Here is a 20847-nt window from a genome sequence, read left to right as displayed (position 1 = left end):
CTCCTCTTAAGCAGTTGGTGTTGGGGTTGGCGTCTGTGTTGAATCTTTATCTGTCTCGTCTTCACCCTTTAGCTTACCAACAATAAATTGCAAAGCCTTATCCGCATGTCTAGTTAGGTCAATATATTGTTTGCCGGTTGTCGTAATCATTTTGACATTAGCTTTGTCAGTTTCAAGCTTCAAAGAATCACGCATCGCATCCATTTGCGGCGCTAACACCACAACATCCATATCTGGTAACAAGTCTCCATGTGCCCCATACGCAGCAGCTGCGGCTTCAACAGGTAAATCTTTTTCCTTTGCCATCTTATTTAAGGCGTTTGCCAAAATACCACTTGTACCACCGCCGGCACAGATGACCATAATATTTAAGTTCTTCTTGTCTTTAGTCATACTTACCGGGATTTCCCCGCTGTCGACTTCTACAGGAGCCGCAACAGTTGCTGTAGTCCCTGCTGCAGCATTTTTTGCATCGGCTTCAGCCTCTTCCGAAACTTTTTGTGCATCATAAGCTTTGAAGAATGGGTAGTAGCAAACGACGTCCATTGCTAGAATTACAACGATTAAAATCAACGCCTGAATTGAAAAACCAACTCCCATAAACAACCCGATTGGCCCCGGTGTCGTCCATGGTAAATTATAAATAAAGCCGTTCATTCCAAAGAAATCTACGAAAATCTTAAATACCCAAACATTAAAAATAGGCGTCAGAATAAATGGTAAGAAGAATACGGGGTTTAAAATCAACGGTGCCCCAAATAAAATTGGTTCGTTAACCCCAAAGGAGACAGGAATCGCTGCGGCACGTCCTACCGCTTTTAGTTCTTTCGATTTCGCGAACAGAGCAAACATGTAGGTAATCACCAAAGTTGCCCCAGTTCCACCAATGGTAGCCACAAAGTACTGTGTTCCTTGTGCCAAGATATTTGTGGCATGGCCACCAGCTTCAAATACTTTCAAGTTGGCTTCAACGTTCGTTAAGTAAATTGCTGTCACAGCAGGTTCCACAATCGAGGGACCCTGAATTCCGATAAACCAGAAGAAGGCCATTGCACCATAGACAATCGCTAACCCAAAATAACCGTCGGCAGCTGTAAATAATGGCGAAAGCACTTGAATAATCCAAGCTGCCAAGTTGGCATTTGCGAACGCTCTAAATACCATATCGAAGATCCAAAAGAAGAAGCTGGCAAATGCAAACGGAATAATATTTGTAAATGCTGAAGAAATATTTTGTGGGACAGCATCTGGTAACTTGATCGTAATGTGATGTTTAAAACAGAAAAAGTAAATGTTAGGCACAATGAATGCTACCAAGAACGCACAGATTAAGCCTTTTGTTCCCATAAACGACGTATTGAAGAACAAGACGCCGGCTTTGTTAGTAAAGGGATCCACAGCCACGAGCAAAAAACTGATCTGAGCCCCGAACATCACGGCTGCTTCAGGGATTTGATCAATTTTTGGCAGTCGCACATTTAAATTACGCGTGAGTGCGCGGGCAACATTAGCAGCCGCCATCAGGGATAAGACCCCCATTGAATAGTTATAAAATCTGTTTAAGTTGTCGCTAACAGTTGTCGGCCAATAGAAGCCCCAAATATTAGGTACATTCGCAACTAATATGAAAATACTTGAGAAAATAATAATTGGCATTAGTGAGATAAACCCATCCCGAACCGCCTGCAAATAGATATTAGCGGATAATTTACGGAAAAATGGCTGGGCCTTCTCAATTTGTTTCACAATCCAATTCATGAGATAACCTCCTCGTACATCGTCTTATTTTTGGATACCAAGATTTTTTTCGATTTTGGCAATCCTTTCATATTCATCAATAAAATACTGAACCTCATCTTTTAATAACATAGTGGTCATCAGGGTGTCTTGCCCATGAACCATGATGAAGGTAACATCCATATCATCGCCGCCCGCCTCTTGACTGAGCAGCTTTGTTTGCTCATTGTGCGCATCATTAATGGACTGTGTTGACTCGTTGACTAACTCCCGGGCTTTTTCAAAGTTCCCATCACGAGCTTCATCAAGAGCCTTCATCAGTGCTGTTTTAGCATCTCCGGCATAGGCGACAATCGCAAAACCGACCATTGAAACTTCTTCTCTACTTGCCATTTTGTTTTCCTCCAGTGTCATCTGCATTCTGCGGTTGTTCATTAATCAAGCGCTGAATGTGGATAATAAAGTATAATTTTTCATTCTCATTAAGCTTTGCGGATAGTTGTTTTTGCAGATCGTTGTAAATTTCCTTTGCTATATGAGCGGAATTTGGATAAGATTTTTCCAGACTGTTTTCTAAGGATTCGGTAAAGGCGGAACCATGCGTTTCCGATTGATCCAAGCGATCAACGAGATACTGCAAATGAACCATCAAGCGATCATAATAATTGCCATTTTCTTTAGTTCTTAAAATGTGATTTTTATTTAAAACAGCTTGTACAATATCGTTAACCGAGGTTGTCAGAGATTCATCAAGCTTATCGGCTCCAGGTGTGCCTTGTGCGTTGATGAAATGTAACGCAATACTTTTGATTTCACTTTTTGGTAACTGCAGATGCAAATCAGCTTCAATAATTTCAAGTGCCCGGGCACCAATGGCATATTCAGTCGGATATTCTGTATGCATATCAGGCACCAGACTCTCATGATAGTCATTTGCCTGCATACGTTTATAAACACCATAAATATGATCACTGAGCGTTATATAAACATAATCCAGAACCGAAAAACCAAATTTCTTTTGAGCGGTATCCACAATCTCGTAAGTGGTGGTCACAATATCGATCGGAATGTCTTTCAACAGAAAATATAAGTTCTCTTTAGACTCCGCAGTTTCTAAATAAAAAATTTTTTCCACCTTTTGAACGTCCACCTGATCTCCTTTTTTCTTTTGGAAGACAAGCCCCTTTCCTTTGACAATTGCAAGACGATTATCATTCAACTTGATCAAGGCCACATTATTATTAAAAATCTGAACGATGGTCAACATTTTCACCATATCCTCTTTTTTCGAAAAAAAATGACCACAAGCAATGAGCTACATTGCTTGTGGTCACGCCTAATCGAATTAGTAACGATCCACAAAAACTTTATCCATAAGTAATTGTAGACCAATCCTCCGAAAATGTAAACGCTTTATTTACTTTTCTTTCATTTCTTTTTTCACATCAGGTACCGTACCAGTTAATTTACCGCTGGTCTCTGGCTATTTGCTATCGTAAGAATTTGCGTGCGATCATGACCATTTCTGCATTCGATTCGATCATATCATCTTTATCCCATTCCACGATCATCTGAGTTAACCCGCCAGCCACAAAGGCAATCCACATTTTTGACGCCCGATCGCGGATTTTTAAAACATCTTTTGCCACCAAATCCGTGATGTAAAATTGCAGCTTTTCTAAAATAATGCCCACTAGATCAGCTTGAATTAAGATATTAACCGTACCGCGATGGCGCCGAATCACAGTAAAAAAGGCATCCAAAAAGGCCGTCATGTCGTGATTATTCATGACTTGTAAATAACTAAAGAATTCTTGAAAAACTTCGTCAAATTGATATTCAAGAATTTGTTGTTTAGATTTAAAACTCCGGTAGTAGGACATGCGCGAAACCGAGGCTTGTTTACAAATATCGCTAACTGTCACTTCATCCACCGAATGTGTTTTCATCAATTCAAATAAAGCTGTCACTATTTTTTGTTTTGTACTCGAACGCTTTGTCATGATTTCCCTCTTTACTTTAACTCTTTCTAATATCATACCATTTTCAACCAAAATAAAATAATTTGCGGTTTTTGGAGATGATCTAGTTTTAAACACTAGATGATTGGTATATAATATCTAGTTGAAACGGAGGATCGTTTTATGAAACCAACATCACAACTCAAAAATCAACTAACTATTCGCCACGCACAATTATTAAACGAAATTTGGAGTGCCATTACGCATGGTTTGGGTTTCTTTTTAAGCATTGTCGGTTCAGTCCTACTCATTATCAAAGCTACTGAGCTCGGAAAACCGCTCGATTTAGTCGCTTACTCTATTTATAGCGGCAGTTTATTAGTCTTATTTTTTTCTTCCACTATGTTTCATAGTTTGTATTTCACGAAAGCTAGTCATGTCTTCCAAATTCTCGATCATGACAGTATTAATTTATTAATTGCAGGAACTTACACACCCTATTGTCTATTAGCCATCCGGGGCACATTGGGGATCAGTCTTTGTGTCATTATCTGGTTGTTAGCAATTGGTGGGATTATTTTTCAATTTTTTGCTGTCGGTAAATTCAAAAAAGTGGAAACACTTATTTATGTACTGATGGGCTGGCTATGTCTAGTGGGCGCGAAACAACTGTATGAAAGCTTAGGTGTCATCGGAATTAGTCTGCTGGTTGCGGGCGGGGTCGCCTTTTCCCTTGGCGGCTTAATCTATAACATCCCCCACGTCAAGTATGTTCATGTCTGGTGGCACATTTTAGTTTTGGTGGGCGCTGCACTCATGTTTTTCTCGATTTTGTTATATATTTAGAGTATCAAGAAAAGACGGAGGCTGACTAATGAAACGCCCAAATTCTAATTTTCCAATTATTCAATATCTTTTTGGCTATGTAATCATGGCTTATTTTCTTTACCGGTTTGGCTTTCCCATTTCCTTAATTTTCATTTTAATTGCCGTTAGTTTAAGTTTGGCAGGCGGCTCCATGTATTTATCACGCCATTTTTCTTGGCTCAATTTAGGTCTAATGTTTTTCCTAATTGTCATCGGCACGGGGCTACTATTTCTTATTTTTCGGCGCTATTACTAGACTGCCCCTTAAAAACTTGGTGCCGAAATTTTACCATTGTCAAAGCTAGCACCTGTACCTCTGGAAAGGCGACTTTGTAGCGAAGTCATTTGCTGAGCTTATTTGTTGGCATTTAAGTAATTTTACTTGGTTTTCGCCAGTGTTACCTTTTTCATCATCAATGAAAAAAGTTACGAACCAGCATGACTTTACACACCACCGGTTGGTTAGGAATGCCACTTTGGACAAGCGTCTGATTGGGTGTGTTTACAATTACGAAAGAGATTACCTGTCATTTTTCAATGGTAGCTCTAATTTTTTACTCATCAAAATGGCTTTTGTCATATGCATAAACGCCCATGACAAAAGCCATTTCTTTACAAAAAAAGCCACCCCAATGGATGACTTACACTAATTCAACGGCCTTACCAGATACACCTCGGGACAGAATCCCTTTAAACTATTAACCAGATGCTGAGCCCGGCTTTCTTTACGGCAAATGCCAAAAACAGTCGGTCCGGTGCCACTCATTTGAGCGGCTTCCGCACCGTATTTTAGCATGCGTTCTTTAAGTTGGAGAATCTGAGGGTGCATCTGACCTGTTAAAGGTTCCAATACATTACCCAGGTTCTGACAAATCGCATTAAAATCACCCTGTTTAACAGCTTCCAACATCCCTTGAATTTCCAAATGTTTCAACTGAGCATGATCGATCTGCCGTAAAATTTTCGGCGTCGACACACTCAATTTTGGCTTGGCAATCACAAAGTACATTCCGGGCAATTTGCGTAAAAGCTGAATTTGTTCCCCTTTTCCATAGACGTGTGCCGTCTGACTATACACGCAGTACGGGACATCCGAATCAATTTGTAAGCCAAGCTCTGCCAGTTTAACCGGCGCGATACCTAAATTCCAGAGATTATTCAATCCACGTAATACGGCGGCTGCATCCGAGGAACCGCCGCCCATTCCCGCAGCCACGGGAATATTTTTGGTAATTCGAATCTTGGCACCAGCTTGCACGTGAAATTCCTGCTGTAAAAGCTTAGCCGCCTGAAATGCCAAATTACGGCTATCATTGGGTAAAAAGCCCGTATCGGTATGGACACTAATGGCCCGTTTCCCCGGCTTGGTTTCAATTTTAACGTAATCTGCCAGATCTACGGATGTCATCACCATATTCCATTCTTGAAGTCCATCTGAGTGATTATAGGGTGTATCTAAAAATAAATTTAATTTCGCTGGGGCCTTTTCCGTCGTCTCCATGCAATCACCTAGTTTGCTAATCCAGTATTTTATCACAATTATACTTAAAAACCGTCTAAAGTACCAGTGCCCCTTGGCATCACTTGCGTAATAAAAAAGGGTCTACACTTTCTGGTATTGGTGAATAACTGATACCAGTTTTTATTTTGAAAAAAAAAAGGACATTTGCCCTCTTTGTGTTACGATTTAATCGCCTAATAAAATCGAAAAGAGGAAAAACAAATGTCCCTAACTAATTCTATCCTAAGCCTATTCGAAATAACAGACCCTAATTTAACTGTAACTGAGATTACTAAGGAACATTATCCCAATGGGCAACACGTTCATGTCGTTCACGCTATCCTTTCCTATCAACTTTTAAAATGTCCTCATTGTGGCCATAAATCTCTAATCAAAAATGGAACTCACATTGGCCATCTAAGATTGGGAACCTTATCAGGTGGACGTTATGAGATGCAGCTAAAACGACAAAGATATCAATGTAAACGGTGTTTAAAAACCTGTGGTGCTCAAACTAACCTCGTTAAACGTAATGAAACTTTTACGCATAATGTGAAACATCAAGTAATTGTTCTGGCTCGGGATATGCTGACCAGTAAAGAAATCGCTAAGATTTGTGGGATTTCACCAAGTAGTGTTCAACGCATTTTAAATGCGAATATTCACTTAGCTTATCGTGTTAAAACACTCCCCCAAAATCTTTGTTTTGATGAATTCCGTTCCTGTAATCATCTAATGTCCTTTAACTGTTGCGATGCCGTTAGTCATCGCCGCATTGTGATTCTTAAGGATCGCCTTAGTAAGGATATCATTGATTACTTTGAAGCTCGCTATTCAGTTCAAGAACGTATGAAAGTTCAAACAATCACCGTTGATATGAATGCTGAGTATGCTGGCTTTATTCATCGGTTATTTCCTAAGGCAATAACCATCATTGACCGTTTCCACATTATTCAACTTGCCGGTCGGGCACTGGATAACGAACGTACACGTGTGATCCATACTTTTCAAGATAAGCATTCCCGAGTTTATCGCATTCTAAAATCTCAATGGCGTTTGTTCCATTTGGCAGAAGAAAAGGTCAATGATACTAAACTTATCTATTTACACGGTATCAACGAATACATGACCCAACAGAACGCCATTGACCTAGCCTTAGATGAATTTCCAGAATTTAAAACTGTGTATCAAACCTATCAAGGAATTCTAACAGCCATTCAACAAAAAGATGCGGTTGGATTTAAAACCTTGATTGCCAACTACAAGGCGGCTGGCAACCAAATGGATATTACTATCTCAACTTTAATAAAGAATGGTCCTGCTGTTCTCAATAGTTGTCGTTATCCGTATTCCAACGGTCCTATTGAAGGACTAAATCGTAAAATTAAGGTGTTAAAGCGTAGCTGTTTTGGTTTTCAAAATATTCATAACTTTTTCATTCGTATCAGTTTAATTTATGCGTAAACAAAAAAAGCACATTCACCGAAGTGAACATGCTTTTCAAAAATCTCCACCAATACAATTTGACAGAGACCCATAAAAAGAACCTCAAAATCTCACTAAATTTTGGCAAAATAAAAAGACCTTCAAGGCCCAATTATTTTTATTCACCAAATGCGATTTCGATGTTCTTTGTAAGAATATCTGTGTAACTATATGAAACCCGTTCAAACGAATTTTCATCTTGATCTAAATCAACAACAAAAACCGCTGGATACGTTTTGTGGAGAATTCCATGACGCTTCGTAATTTTTTTACGTCCAGCTTGGGCAACGACCATCATTTCTTCTCCGACTTTGCTGTCTAACTTTGACTTAATCGTGGCTAGTGTGTTTGGCATTGGCATCACCTTCCCATGTGAAACATTATACCATAGTTTCACAAAAAGCACAAATTATACCACAACCCTTTTTGGACCGCAACCAGTATTTTGAATTAAATGATTGAGTTAAATTAGTTAAAAATGTTTTAGCATCAGCATAAACCCAATAAAAACCATGACGAGGCCGAAGAAAGCACCGCTCCATAAGGATACTAACACAAATGCCGGGGTTTGCTTGTCGCCATGCTGCTTTAAATATCTAAACGACTTGTAAACAGAATAAAATTGCCACATTGCCAATAGTAAAGCCGCAACGCCAGTTAACCTTTCAGCCAATGAAATCACCTTCTCCCTACTATCAATTATAGTACCAACGTCAGACTTTTTTTCACTTAATTTAAATATGAAACTGAATAAAAAATGCCCACTTCCTACAAGAAGTGAACACATTTACATATCATCATGGTAAACGCTGAGGCACCTGTCTTTTCAGACTAGCAACTAGTTATGATCGGTATTGGTCCTTCAGTCAGGATAACGGTCAAAATACTCAAAAATAAGCTGCCATTTCATTAATTTAACGCGAATTTTTTAATGGCATCAGCAAGTCCGCCAGCATCATTGCTACCAGTCACGTAATCGGCATGGGCCTTAGCCAATTCACTACCATTTCCCATTGAAACTGCAGTCCCCGCAGCTTCAAACATCGCAATATCATTACCTTCGTCACCGACAGCCATAACTTCCTCTTTAGTAATTTCTAATTTTCTTGCCAGCTCTGCCAAAGCCTTCCCTTTACTTACAGCGGGATTCATTAATTCCAAGAAGTTTCTTGCAGCCCGAACCACATACAAGTCCTTGCCAAATGTCTGTGTCACTAATGGTTCCACTTCATCCAGCATCTTTTCTTCACCAACAAAAAGCCCTTTGGCAATTTCAAAATCTTGTGGCAATTCATCAGGTGTTCGAATGAGCAGGCCTGCCTTGTTTTCCCACGCTTGGACTACCGTGATGGCATCTACATTGTGGTCAGCCGTATAAATAACACTGTGTTCATCCAAGACATTAAATGGGATGTGGTGTGCTTGACCAAATTTAGTCATAACGCGATAGAAATGATTACTTACCAAATGTTTTGCCACGACTTTGCCGGTGACTGACTCAATTACTGCACCGTTATAAGTAATCACATATTGATCTGCCGTTTTGATTCCAAGCTCTTTCAAAAAGGGAGAAACCCCTGCTAACGGCCTTCCTGTGCACAAAACTACCTTAATGCCCTGCTCAACCGCTCTTTTTACTGCGGTTACTGTACTTGGTAAAATTTCACCACTTGAATTTAATAATGTGTCATCAATATCTAACGCAATTAATTTGATTGCCATTAGTTCGCCCTCTTTTCATAGTTCTAATTCTTCAAAAACGGCAAAAGTAAATATCACCATAAGCCATTACACACGGTACTTTCCTAAATTGAAAAAAGCAAATACTGCATTATGTCAACTTTAAGTCCACCTTAAAGTAATAGGATACTTATCAAGACCGATTTGGGTCTACACTTTCTGGTATTGGTGAATAACTGATACCAGTTTTTATTTTGAAAAAAAAAAGGACATTTGCCCTCTTTGTGTTACGATTTAATCGCCTAATAAAATCGAAAAGAGGAAAAACAAATGTCCCTAACTAATTCTATCCTAAGCCTATTCGAAATAACAGACCCTAATTTAACTGTAACTGAGATTACTAAGGAACATTATCCCAATGGGCAACACGTTCATGTCGTTCACGCTATCCTTTCCTATCAACTTTTAAAATGTCCTCATTGTGGCCATAAATCTCTAATCAAAAATGGAACTCACATTGGCCATCTAAGATTGGGAACCTTATCAGGTGGACGTTATGAGATGCAGCTAAAACGACAAAGATATCAATGTAAACGGTGTTTAAAAACCTGTGGTGCTCAAACTAACCTCGTTAAACGTAATGAAACTTTTACGCATAATGTGAAACATCAAGTAATTGTTCTGGCTCGGGATATGCTGACCAGTAAAGAAATCGCTAAGATTTGTGGGATTTCACCAAGTAGTGTTCAACGCATTTTAAATGCGAATATTCACTTAGCTTATCGTGTTAAAACACTCCCCCAAAATCTTTGTTTTGATGAATTCCGTTCCTGTAATCATCTAATGTCCTTTAACTGTTGCGATGCCGTTAGTCATCGCCGCATTGTGATTCTTAAGGATCGCCTTAGTAAGGATATCATTGATTACTTTGAAGCTCGCTATTCAGTTCAAGAACGTATGAAAGTTCAAACAATCACCGTTGATATGAATGCTGAGTATGCTGGCTTTATTCATCGGTTATTTCCTAAGGCAATAACCATCATTGACCGTTTCCACATTATTCAACTTGCCGGTCGGGCACTGGATAACGAACGTACACGTGTGATCCATACTTTTCAAGATAAGCATTCCCGAGTTTATCGCATTCTAAAATCGCAATGGCGTTTGTTCCATTTGGCAGAAGAAAAGGTCAATGATACTAAACTTATCTATTTACGCGGTATCAACGAATACATGACCCAACAGAACGCCATTGACCTAGCCTTAGATGAATTTCCAGAATTTAAAACTGTGTATCAAACCTATCAAGGAATTCTAACAGCCATTCAACAAAAAGATGCGGTTGGATTTAAAACCTTGATTGCCAACTACAAGGCGGCTGGCAACCAAATGGATATTACTATCTCAACTTTAATAAAGAATGGTCCTGCTGTTCTCAATAGTTGTCGTTACCCGTATTCCAACGGTCCTATTGAAGGACTAAATCGTAAAATTAAGGTGTTAAAGCGTAGCTGTTTTGGTTTTCAAAATATTCATAACTTTTTCATTCGTATCAGTTTAATTTATGCGTAAACAAAAAAAACACATTCACCGAAGTGAACATGCTTTTCAAAAATCTCTACCAATACAATTTGACAGAGACCCACAATTAGATGTACTGGCATCTACTTAATTGCTTAGAGCTCTTTTTACTTTATTCTCGTTGATCTAAAATTCCTTTTTCGATACCAAATACAGTATCAGACATTCGTCCTAAAAACGAGGCTTCACTAAACCATCTGATAAATAAATGATGCTTATTGGGATTATAACTACTAATGTTTTCGATAAGTGTAACTTTGGTTTGTCTTTCACTAATGCTCTCGGTTGTGTATATGACGGTCACTTGTTCTAGTGGTGATTTCGAGGTTACCTGATATTTATATCCACGCTGATAGTCATCGATTTTTATAGTTAGTACACCTTGTGTTTTCTTTGGCCGTTTCTTGTATATAAGGCCTCCTTTTATATTTTTTGGTGTCAATAAATGACCAGTGCTAACTTTAATGTCTTTCAGAAGCTGGGACTCAAGGTAATCGTAAAACTCCTCAGAAGAGACGTCTATTGTTCTAATCAATTTCATATCGTCATTATATGGCGATTTAATTGAAGTAGCAAATATGCGCAAAAACGTGAATTCACAGAAAAAGATACACTTTGGCCGTTTGTTTATACACTGTTTGGGATACATTCGATTTTTGTATACACTTGTGAGAAAAAAACGATTTATACCGTTTTTTTTTATCTTTTCTTTGCAAAGCTACAAATACCGTACCATAGTGTTTAAATTAAATTCATACACTAGAATGTAAGCACTTTTTGCAAAAGCAAAATAGTATCGTTATGCTTACTTTGAATTAAAAAAGAAAGCAGGCGAAACCATGGAAGAACAAGAATATAATTCTGAGGACCAAAATATTGCAATGGAAATTATTGCATATTCAGGGGATGGCCGATCATTAGCATTTAAAGCTTTGGATGCAGTTCATGAGGGTGATTTTGATAAAGCAGAGGACTTATTAAAACGCTCCAATGAATCGATTGCAAAAGCTCATGATGTACAAACAACTTTATTGGTTGATGAAGCGAATGGGAAGAAAACAGAATTTAGTATTCTACTGATTCATTCGCAGGATCATTTTATGACCAGTATGTTAGCTAATGAGCTAATTACAGAGATGGTAAATATGTATAAAAAATTTGAAAGGAAGGATTAACATGAAAATTTTACTAGTTTGTGCCGGTGGGATGTCAACAAGTATTCTAATGAAAAAGTTGGAAAAATATAGCGACGAAAATAATTTGGGAGCAACAATTAAGGCTGTGGGCTTAGCTGCTTATGAAGATGTCTATCAAAATTTTGACGTCATTCTTATGGGACCACAAGTATCCTATCGAATGAATGAAGTTAAAGAAAATACAGGTCTCCCAGTTGATGCAATCCCATCTTTTGATTACGCTGTTGGGAATAGTGAGAATATTTTTAAATTAGCCAATAAGCTGGTTACGCAAAACAAATAAAGATAGGAGGTAAACAACATGGAGAAATTTTTCAATGGTAAGTTAATGAGTGGCCTACAAAAATTCGGTCAAAAATTAGGGTCGAACACATTTATCACTGCCTTACAAGCAGCTATGATGTCCTTGATGGGAGTTTTAATGGTAGGTGCTATTTTTCAAATTATTACTTCGGTGTTAGGTCCCACGATGTTTAAAGTGTTATCAGCAAACAGTGTTTTATATAATTATTTAAATATTCCATATCAATTTTCAATGAATTCATTGTCCTTATGGGTAGTTTTGTTTTTGGCGTATAATTACTCTAAGAACTTGAAAATGGAAACACCAATTATGCATAGTATTGATGCCTTATTCTCATTTTTAATCGTTGCTGGGACTTTAATTGTAACCAAAGCGGGTACTTACACGATTGATATGACTTACTTGGGCGCACAGGGGATGTTTATCGGATTTGTTGTCGTTTGGGTTTCAGTTAGAATTGAAAAATTCTGTGAGGATAAAAATGTGCGGATAAAGATGCCGGATGTTGTCCCACAATTTTTACAAGATGGATTTGCTTCAATTTTGCCTTTATTTTTTAACGCTGTTCTATTCTTAGCTAGTTCATTATTAGTGACTGTATTAACAAATGGTAAATACACAATTTGTTCCGGTTTTATGGCATTACTATCAGTACCACTTGGGGCATTAACCTCAACGGTAGGGATCTTTATTCTTTGTATCTTTGGAGCATTACTGTGGACTTTCGGAATTCATGGTACTATGATTGTCGGCTCGATTATCATGCCTTTATCAATTCAAGCTGTGTCAGCTAATGCAGCACTACATGCAGCAGGTAAGCCAGTAATTTTTTACCCCGTAATGTTATTTGCTTACATGGCAATCGCAGGCGGGACTGGGAATACATTGCCTCTAGCATTACTGGCGATGCGATCCAAGTCTAAACAGTTGAGTGCGGTAGGAAAAATTTCTTCAATTCCTGGCTGGTTTAATATTAATGAACCCATGACTTTCGGTATCCCAATCATGTATAATCCAATTATGAGTATTCCATATGTTTTGAATATTCCAGTTGTGATGCTTTGTGCATTGGTCCTATATAAAGTTGGCTTCTTTATTCCTGGTTGGATTGTTATTACCGCGCTGTTACCAATGGGATTTGGTAGTTACTTAAGTACGTTGAGTTGGAAAAATGCTATTGGTGATTATTTAATGCTAATTCCATCAGCGCTTGTTTGGTATCCATTCTTCAAAGTCTATGAAAAACAACTGGTTGCAAAGGAAGCTCAGGCTGCAGCTAGTGAAGCAAAAAATGAACAGGTAGAGGAGGAATAGTAATGAGCTTTCCTAAGGAATTCCTTTGGGGAGGAGCAACTGCTGCTAATCAATTTGAAGGCGCTTACAAAGAAGGCGGCCGTGGCCTTTCAATGATGGATATTACGACAGCAGGATCCTTGGATCAGAGTCGTTTAGTAACTTATAAGTTTGAGGATGGAAAAGTTGGAAGAGGAAAAGTAATCCCGAAGGATGCGAAAGGAGCCGTCCTTCCAGGTCAGTATTATCCTAACCATATCGGTGTCGACTTTTATCATCATTACAAAGAGGATATTGCCTTATTGGCAGACATGGGATTTAAAGTTTTTCGAATGTCAATTTCATGGTCGCGAATTTTTCCACATGGGGATGAAATTCAACCCAATCAAAAGGGGCTTGCATTCTATCACTCAGTATTTCAAGAATTAAAAAAATATGATATAGAACCTTTAGTGACGATTTCGCATTATGAAACGCCATTGTACCTCGAAGAGCATTATGGAGGTTGGTCTAATCGGAAAATGATTGATTTCTATGTTCATTTTGCTAAAACACTTTTTAAAGAGTATAAGAACGAAGTTAAATACTGGTTAACATTTAACGAAATTAATACCACAATTATGTTTCTAGAGCTAAGTCAAGAGAGTAATGACCAAGCTTACCAAAATGCTTATCAACAGTTGCATTACCAGTATGTTGCCAGCGCAAAAGCTGTTTATGAGGGACATCAAATTAATTCTCAATTTGAAATTGGTTGCATGATTTGTGGCATTGTTAGTTATCCACTGACTTCCGATCCCAAAGATATTTTGGCTAATCGATATGCATGGGAGAAAAATATTTTTTATAGTGGAGATGTACAGTGCAAGGGGAGCTATCCTAGCTTTGCAAAAAGGTTATGGCAAGAGCACCATGTGGAGCTAGACATCACAGAGAGTGACTTATCGGATTTGAAAAAAGGGACCGTTGACCTATATACATTTTCTTATTATATGTCTAGTGTTATCACCACTCATGATAATGATGAAAAGGTTGGTGGAAATTTCTCCATGGGAGTGAAGAATCCGTACCTAAATTATTCTCAGTGGCAATGGGCAGATGATCCCCTAGGACTTCAGTACTATTTAGAAATGATCTATGATCGTTATCACTTGCCTTTAATGGTTGTTGAAAACGGCTTAGGTGCAATCGATAAACTGGAAAAGGATGGTAAGGTTCATGATCCATACCGGATTGATTATATGCGCGAACATATTAAGGCAATGGAAGTAGCAATTGACCATGGGGTTAATTTGATCGGATATACAAGTTGGGGATGCATTGATTTAGTCTCCGCTGGTACTGGGCAAATGTCTAAGAGATATGGTTTGATTTATGTGGACCGCGATGATCAAGGCAATGGAACCTTAGCAAGGTATAAAAAAGATTCATTTTACTGGTATAAAAATGTCATTCATTCCAACGGACAGGATTTAGGACAGCGTGAAGAATAAGAAGGGTGGTTTAATCATGGCTTTTACTAAGGATTTTTTGTGGGGTGGCGCAACAGCTGCCAATCAATATGAAGGTGGTTATCTGGAAGGCGGTAAAGGGTTAAGCACATCAGATGTGTTGACGGCTGGCGCGAACGATAAGCCCCGGCGCGTGACCTGGAAGAACCCGCAAACTGGTGAAACCGGAAGTACGGACTTTGGATTTGGTGGTGATGGCCGTGCAGTCCCAGAAGGCGCACAGCCAGCGGTACTGGATGGGGAATATTATCCAAGTCATGTAGCCACTGATTTTTATCATCATTACAAGGAAGACATCGAATTGATGGCCAAAATGGGATTCAAAACTTTCCGTTTGAGTATCAACTGGGCACGAATTTTTCCGAATGGCGATGATGAAACACCTAATGAACAGGGGTTGGCATTTTATGATCACGTTTTTGATGAATGCCAAAAGCACGGCATTGAACCACTAGTGACCCTGTCACATTATGAAACACCACTAGCACTGGCCATTAACTATGATGGCTGGGTAGATCGCAAAGTGATTGATTTTTATGTGAAATATGCAACAACGGTCCTTAAACGCTATCAAGGTAAAGTGAAGTACTGGCTTACATTTAACGAAATTAATATTATGGATATGGCACCTTTTATGGCTGGTGGTGTCATTGATGGTACGGCGCAAAATAGAGCCCAAGCCGCACACAACCAGTTTGTAGCAAGTGCCAAAGTGGTTAAGTTTGCCCATGAATTTGATCCAGAAATGAAAGTAGGTCAAATGTTGGCCTATGGACCTCTATACGCCTATTCCAGCGACCCGAAAGACCAATTAAAGGTCATGACCGGCATGCAGAGCACCTTCTTTTATTCCGATGTTCAAACGGGTGGTCACTATCCCAATTACCGTTTGAAACAGTATGAGCGTGAAGGAATCACGCTCAATGACACTCCTGAAGACTATGACTTACTGGCAAAATATTCGGCTGACTTCTTGAGTTTTTCTTGTTATGGTTCGAATGTGGTCACAACGCACAAAGATGTTAGTGGCGGTGCTGGCAACTTTATGTCTGGAGTTAAGAATCCGTATCTAAAGACCAATGCTTGGGGCTGGGCAACCGATCCAGACTGCTTGCGTTTAGCACTCAATACGCTGTTTGACCGTTATCACAAACCACTTTGGATTGTTGAAAACGGGATTGGTTGGAATGACCAAGTAGACGCCGATGGTAAAATTCACGATAGTTACCGAATCGAGTACCTACAGGAAAATTTGGCCTCAATGCGGGATGCCGTTACAATTGATGGGGTTAATCTGATGGGATACACCATGTGGGGCTGCATTGATCTTGTTTCTGCCGGTACTGGTGAAATGAAGAAACGTTACGGCTTTGTCTACGTGGATCGCGACGATAAGGGTAACGGGAGTCTGGCACGGACACCGAAAGACTCGTTCTACTGGTATAAGAAAGTTATTGCCTCAAACGGGGAAGATTTAAGCAACTAAGTGAGACCGTTAATTAACGGGAAAATAATTGGTGACATTCAGTTAGTATCTTAGTAAAAATGGCGAGTGGAAAACTTGTCATTTTTATTGTTTTTGTATGCGTTTGTAGAAATCGGTGGGTCTCTGTCAAATTGTATTGGTGGAGATTTTTGAAAAGCATGTTCACTTCGGTGAATGTGCTTTTTTTGTTTACGCATAAATTAAACTGATACGAATGAAAAAGTTATGAATATTTTGAAAACCAAAACAGCTACGCTTTAACACCTTAATTTTACGATTTAGTCCTTCAATAGGACCGTTGGAATACGGATAACGACAACTATTGAGAACAGCAGGACCATTCTTTATTAAAGTTGAGATAGTAATATCCATTTGGTTGCCAGCCGCCTTGTAGTTGGCAATCAAGGTTTTAAATCCAACCGCATCTTTTTGTTGAATGGCTGTTAGAATTCCTTGATAGGTTTGATACACAGTTTTAAATTCTGGAAATTCATCTAAGGCTAGGTCAATGGCGTTCTGTTGGGTCATGTATTCGTTGATACCGTGTAAATAGATAAGTTTAGTATCATTGACCTTTTCTTCTGCCAAATGGAACAAACGCCATTGCGATTTTAGAATGCGATAAACTCGGGAATGCTTATCTTGAAAAGTATGGATCACACGTGTACGTTCGTTATCCAGTGCCCGACCGGCAAGTTGAATAATGTGGAAACGGTCAATGATGGTTATTGCCTTAGGAAATAACCGATGAATAAAGCCAGCATACTCAGCATTCATATCAACGGTGATTGTTTGAACTTTCATACGTTCTTGAACTGAATAGCGAGCTTCAAAGTAATCAATGATATCCTTACTAAGGCGATCCTTAAGAATCACAATGCGGCGATGACTAACGGCATCGCAACAGTTAAAGGACATTAGATGATTACAGGAACGGAATTCATCAAAACAAAGATTTTGGGGGAGTGTTTTAACACGATAAGCTAAGTGAATATTCGCATTTAAAATGCGTTGAACACTACTTGGTGAAATCCCACAAATCTTAGCGATTTCTTTACTGGTCAGCATATCCCGAGCCAGAACAATTACTTGATGTTTCACATTATGCGTAAAAGTTTCATTACGTTTAACGAGGTTAGTTTGAGCACCACAGGTTTTTAAACACCGTTTACATTGATATCTTTGTCGTTTTAGCTGCATCTCATAACGTCCACCTGATAAGGTTCCCAATCTTAGATGGCCAATGTGAGTTCCATTTTTGATTAGAGATTTATGGCCACAATGAGGACATTTTAAAAGTTGATAGGAAAGGATAGCGTGAACGACATGAACGTGTTGCCCATTGGGATAATGTTCCTTAGTAATCTCAGTTACAGTTAAATTAGGGTCTGTTATTTCGAATAGGCTTAGGATAGAATTAGTTAGGGACATTTGTTTTTCCTCTTTTCGATTTTATTTGGCGATTAAATCGTAACACAAAGAGGGCAAATGTCCTTTTTTTTTTCAAAATAAAAACTGGTATCAGTTATTCACCAATACCAGAAAGTGTAGACCCCTAATTGTCTAGAACTCTTTTTCAATTTCAGAAGATAACATCTTATATTTTTCTTACTATCATAATCAGTGTAGCAATTTCATCGTCATTTACAACAATATGGAAAGTATTTTCAATATTTTTAATAATTTTTCGTATGAATTTATAATCCTCATCATGCGTTTGTATTATATCATCTGTATCAGGATTAGAATCAATAATTTCTCCAGACAAATTTCGCTCGACCATACTTCCAATGTGCACAAAAAGTCCGATTCGTTGTTCTTCTTGTAGATCATATGCCAAACAAAGTTTATCCATCAAGTCTGGTAAAGTTCCTTTCAATAAAGAAACGGAAACGTATTTAAATTGCTTCTCAAAATAATCATAAATTCGGTCATAAGCATACGTTTGCGAGAGAATCGGTTTAAACATTAGTATTTGGTCAAGATTATCTCTACTACTTTCAAAAATTTTATTAATTGGAATAAATGGAATACCAAACAATTTTGGATTAAAAGTACCAACGAAAGCATGGATATTGTAAATTTTTTGTAAATCCATCACATTTTCCGTTAGCATTTCCTTATTTGACATTGCTAACGCTTTTACGTGCATATCAAGTTTTGAATATTGTTCAATATAGTCTTTTAATTGAGTTGCACCACCTTCACCGGTATGGCAAAGTGTGATAATAAGCTCTTGCTTATGTTCTTTCTTTTCTTGTAGGTGTCGCATATCTGTTGTGATTAAATGATAGACGTAATCAATATCTGTTTCCATTGAACTTTTTCGGGCGGCGTCAATTCCGATTAACGTAATTGGAATTTGAATCATACGAATTTTGATGTTAACTTTTTCACTAATTGCGTTTAACATCGTCTTGATAGACCCCATGTCGTAAATTACGATAACTCCTTTTCCTTGATCAATTTTTTTGATTAGCGAGGAAATTTCCTTCATTGCAATATTAGTGCTAACGTCTAGATTCATATCATATGCAAAAGCATAATGATTTTGATTCAAAGAATTTGTAGTTTCCATCAATGAAGAAGCCGTTGCGCTCCCATGCATGATATAGAGCAACACAGGATGCCCCGTATCGTTTTTCATCTTTGGTTCAATTATGAACATCATTAGTAGGGCAATTTCACCAGTAGAAAGATTTAAATTTAACTCATTTTGTAACACCTGTGCTAACTTGATCGTTTCCTTATATTCATTTGGGTATTGTTTAATCAAATGATAACTTTGAGGCTCGCTTATCCTTTCTACATTGGTTTTCATCATCAACAAAGAATTAATATGTAAACACAACCCGTAAAACACACTATTTTCAAAATTTCTCTTTAGTAATTTTCGGCTTGACTCCAACCAAGCTTGAACAATCTTAATAATATTTGGATTCACAATTTTAGCCAATTGTTCTTGATTGGTATTATTGTCGAGATAGTCATAATAATTATATTTAGAAAATAATCTATCAATATGTTCGGTAATAACATTTTTAATGTTTTCACCACTAAATCCTTTATCAACCAGGGTTGTATACTGTTTATTAATATTCCCGTATAAATCTTGCTTAATTGTTTGCGAACTCTTTTTAGAATCCTTTTCAGCATCAAAAATTGCAGTTTCTGAATTACCAAATATTGTAGCTAATGCGGCTTCATTCTCTTTCACTTTCAACAGCCCTTGGCGTGTTATGGGCTTCAGATCATCTAAAGACAATTGTATGGCCTGCTCATTTGAACTTACAACTCTTACATAGGCACTGGCACATGCCATTATGATTGTTGTAAATAATTCTTTAACATTATGAACGTAATCTGCTAGCAAGATAGCTTCCGAAACTTCAAGTGGGACTACTATTTTCCTTCCGGCAGTTCGCGCTTCACCCATAAAAAACAAATTAATCAGTTCCAGCTTTTCTGTAAGTGAACGGCTTTCTAAAGTCGGCAATGTGATTGTAACTGGAACTTTTTGTTCTATAGGACGTTGATTTTGTGAGGAACAAGAAAAAATTAAAAATGGTGGTTTTTGAGAAGAGTTTTTCTCATCAGAAAAATCTGGATACATGCTAGTTGTATCCAACAGATCAATTATTTTTGCCTGCTGAGAAGCATCAAGGTATTCATAATGATTAATAAAAATAACCCCATTTGTCCCCTTGTTAAAACAACTATCCGAATGATCGCTTGCCTCGCCAAACAGCTTCTTATCTAAAGAATGAATATCATTAGCATAATTACGACAATTAATATGAATTTTGGGACCATTTTGCTTAATAACCTTATTTTTTTCAGCAAACTCGATTATCTTTTTTACAAACACTGATGTTCCACATCCGGGTTGTGCCGTAAGCTGTATATTTAAATTTCCACTGGGATAAAGAACAGCTGCTTTTGCAAGTTGAATGGCTTGCTTTAAACTTCCATTAGCACCCACCAATTCTGAAAATGGATCATTATCCGATTTTTCTGCAAGCAAATAGCGAACGGGCCGACTATTGATTTTCTTCAATTTTCTTTCATGCACAAGCTGGTTTAACACTGCACTCGTATTTGAGCGCTGCAATTGCAACGTTTCGGAAATAAATTTAGTGGTTAAGCCATTACGATACTCTTCATTTGAATATTCCTTCTCTCTCACAAAATCATAAATGATATCTTTACTTTTTTTCAAAATAGGACCTCCCATATGGATAAATC

Annotated in this window: 20 protein-coding genes; 9 read left to right on the top strand and 11 right to left on the bottom strand. The window is 38.0% G+C overall.

Features of this window, described 5'->3' with window-relative positions:
* Positions 1-6 precede the first annotated feature (6 nt).
* The 4 genes from ACLJJ6_RS00715 to ACLJJ6_RS00700 all read right to left on the bottom strand — a co-directional run bounded on the left by ACLJJ6_RS00715 (position 7) and on the right by ACLJJ6_RS00700 (position 3740).
* A complete protein-coding gene (locus ACLJJ6_RS00715) occupies positions 7-1758 on the bottom strand; it encodes a PTS lactose transporter subunit IIBC (protein ID WP_412989564.1) in 1752 nt (583 codons plus the stop codon).
* 24 nt (positions 1759-1782) lie between these two features.
* Entirely contained in the window at positions 1783-2130 is a 348-nt protein-coding gene (locus tag ACLJJ6_RS00710; RefSeq protein WP_412989563.1) for a PTS lactose/cellobiose transporter subunit IIA, read from the bottom strand.
* Positions 2120-3004 (bottom strand): PRD domain-containing protein, encoded by an 885-nt coding sequence (locus tag ACLJJ6_RS00705; protein WP_412989562.1) that lies wholly within the window; start codon positions 3002-3004, stop codon positions 2120-2122. The genes ACLJJ6_RS00710 and ACLJJ6_RS00705 overlap by 11 nt, the downstream gene beginning before the upstream one ends.
* A 223-nt stretch (positions 3005-3227) precedes the next feature.
* Positions 3228-3740 (bottom strand): TetR/AcrR family transcriptional regulator, encoded by a 513-nt coding sequence (locus tag ACLJJ6_RS00700; protein WP_412989561.1) that lies wholly within the window; start codon positions 3738-3740, stop codon positions 3228-3230.
* A gap of 141 nt (positions 3741-3881) precedes the next feature.
* Between ACLJJ6_RS00700 and trhA the strand changes: the two genes are divergently transcribed.
* Positions 3882-4544, top strand: a complete 663-nt coding sequence (trhA, locus tag ACLJJ6_RS00695) for a PAQR family membrane homeostasis protein TrhA (RefSeq protein ID WP_412989560.1) — start codon at positions 3882-3884, stop codon at positions 4542-4544.
* Between the two features lie 28 nt (positions 4545-4572).
* Positions 4573-4821, top strand: a complete 249-nt coding sequence (locus ACLJJ6_RS00690) for a hypothetical protein (RefSeq protein ID WP_412989559.1) — start codon at positions 4573-4575, stop codon at positions 4819-4821.
* A 390-nt stretch (positions 4822-5211) separates the two neighbouring features.
* Here the strand turns inward: ACLJJ6_RS00690 and ispE are convergent, their stop codons facing one another.
* Complete coding sequence (ispE, locus tag ACLJJ6_RS00685; protein ID WP_412989558.1) at positions 5212-6066, bottom strand: 4-(cytidine 5'-diphospho)-2-C-methyl-D-erythritol kinase; 855 nt, start codon at positions 6064-6066, stop codon at positions 5212-5214.
* A gap of 222 nt (positions 6067-6288) precedes the next feature.
* Here ispE and ACLJJ6_RS00680 point away from each other — a divergent pair, with 222 nt between their 5' ends.
* Complete coding sequence (locus ACLJJ6_RS00680) at positions 6289-7530, top strand: ISL3 family transposase (RefSeq protein WP_412988180.1); 1242 nt, start codon at positions 6289-6291, stop codon at positions 7528-7530.
* A gap of 139 nt (positions 7531-7669) precedes the next feature.
* Here ACLJJ6_RS00680 and ACLJJ6_RS00675 read toward each other — a convergent pair whose 3' ends face one another.
* The 3 genes from ACLJJ6_RS00675 to ACLJJ6_RS00665 all read right to left on the bottom strand — a co-directional run bounded on the left by ACLJJ6_RS00675 (position 7670) and on the right by ACLJJ6_RS00665 (position 9273).
* Entirely contained in the window at positions 7670-7906 is a 237-nt protein-coding gene (locus ACLJJ6_RS00675) for a Veg family protein (RefSeq protein ID WP_412989557.1), read from the bottom strand.
* Positions 7907-8023: 117 nt separating this feature from the next.
* Positions 8024-8224 (bottom strand): hypothetical protein, encoded by a 201-nt coding sequence (locus tag ACLJJ6_RS00670; RefSeq protein WP_412989556.1) that lies wholly within the window; start codon positions 8222-8224, stop codon positions 8024-8026.
* Between the two features lie 236 nt (positions 8225-8460).
* Positions 8461-9273 (bottom strand): Cof-type HAD-IIB family hydrolase, encoded by an 813-nt coding sequence (locus ACLJJ6_RS00665; protein ID WP_412989555.1) that lies wholly within the window; start codon positions 9271-9273, stop codon positions 8461-8463.
* A gap of 288 nt (positions 9274-9561) precedes the next feature.
* Between ACLJJ6_RS00665 and ACLJJ6_RS00660 the strand changes: the two genes are divergently transcribed.
* Complete coding sequence (locus tag ACLJJ6_RS00660; RefSeq protein WP_412988599.1) at positions 9562-10803, top strand: ISL3 family transposase; 1242 nt, start codon at positions 9562-9564, stop codon at positions 10801-10803.
* A 121-nt stretch (positions 10804-10924) separates the two neighbouring features.
* On the opposite strand, the gene ACLJJ6_RS00655 is transcribed toward ACLJJ6_RS00660, so the two are convergent.
* Positions 10925-11353: a DUF3284 domain-containing protein gene (locus tag ACLJJ6_RS00655; protein ID WP_412989554.1), complete on the bottom strand. Its 429-nt coding sequence runs from the start codon at positions 11351-11353 to the stop codon at positions 10925-10927.
* A gap of 298 nt (positions 11354-11651) precedes the next feature.
* Between ACLJJ6_RS00655 and ACLJJ6_RS00650 the strand changes: the two genes are divergently transcribed.
* From ACLJJ6_RS00650 to ACLJJ6_RS00630, 5 genes are read left to right on the top strand one after another with little or no spacing between them, the layout of a single operon-like run.
* The gene (locus ACLJJ6_RS00650) at positions 11652-11987 is read left to right on the top strand and encodes a PTS lactose/cellobiose transporter subunit IIA (protein ID WP_412989553.1); all 336 of its coding nucleotides are present in this window, start codon (positions 11652-11654) and stop codon (positions 11985-11987) included.
* Position 11988: 1 nt separating this feature from the next.
* On the top strand, positions 11989-12291 hold the full coding sequence (locus ACLJJ6_RS00645; protein ID WP_412989552.1) for a PTS sugar transporter subunit IIB: 303 nt from the start codon (positions 11989-11991) through the stop codon (positions 12289-12291).
* Between the two features lie 18 nt (positions 12292-12309).
* Entirely contained in the window at positions 12310-13626 is a 1317-nt protein-coding gene (locus ACLJJ6_RS00640) for a PTS sugar transporter subunit IIC (RefSeq protein WP_412989551.1), read from the top strand.
* A gap of 2 nt (positions 13627-13628) precedes the next feature.
* Positions 13629-15098: a glycoside hydrolase family 1 protein gene (locus tag ACLJJ6_RS00635; RefSeq protein WP_412989550.1), complete on the top strand. Its 1470-nt coding sequence runs from the start codon at positions 13629-13631 to the stop codon at positions 15096-15098.
* Positions 15099-15114: 16 nt separating this feature from the next.
* The gene (locus ACLJJ6_RS00630) at positions 15115-16602 is read left to right on the top strand and encodes a family 1 glycosylhydrolase (RefSeq protein ID WP_412989549.1); all 1488 of its coding nucleotides are present in this window, start codon (positions 15115-15117) and stop codon (positions 16600-16602) included.
* Positions 16603-16791: 189 nt separating this feature from the next.
* Here ACLJJ6_RS00630 and ACLJJ6_RS00625 read toward each other — a convergent pair whose 3' ends face one another.
* Both ACLJJ6_RS00625 and ACLJJ6_RS00620 read right to left on the bottom strand, forming a co-directional pair.
* Positions 16792-18033 carry an ISL3 family transposase gene (locus tag ACLJJ6_RS00625; protein WP_412988180.1) on the bottom strand — a complete coding sequence of 414 codons (1242 nt, stop codon included), beginning with the start codon at positions 18031-18033 and terminating at the stop codon, positions 16792-16794.
* A 166-nt stretch (positions 18034-18199) separates the two neighbouring features.
* Positions 18200-20821 (bottom strand): PRD domain-containing protein, encoded by a 2622-nt coding sequence (locus tag ACLJJ6_RS00620; protein WP_412989548.1) that lies wholly within the window; start codon positions 20819-20821, stop codon positions 18200-18202.
* Between the last annotated feature and the right edge of the window lie 26 nt (positions 20822-20847).

The sequence above is a fragment of the Pediococcus siamensis genome, assembly GCF_047220215.1.
Taxonomy (GTDB): Bacteria; Bacillota; Bacilli; order Lactobacillales; family Lactobacillaceae; genus Pediococcus; species Pediococcus siamensis.
This window is presented reverse-complemented; position numbering and strand designations above follow the sequence as displayed.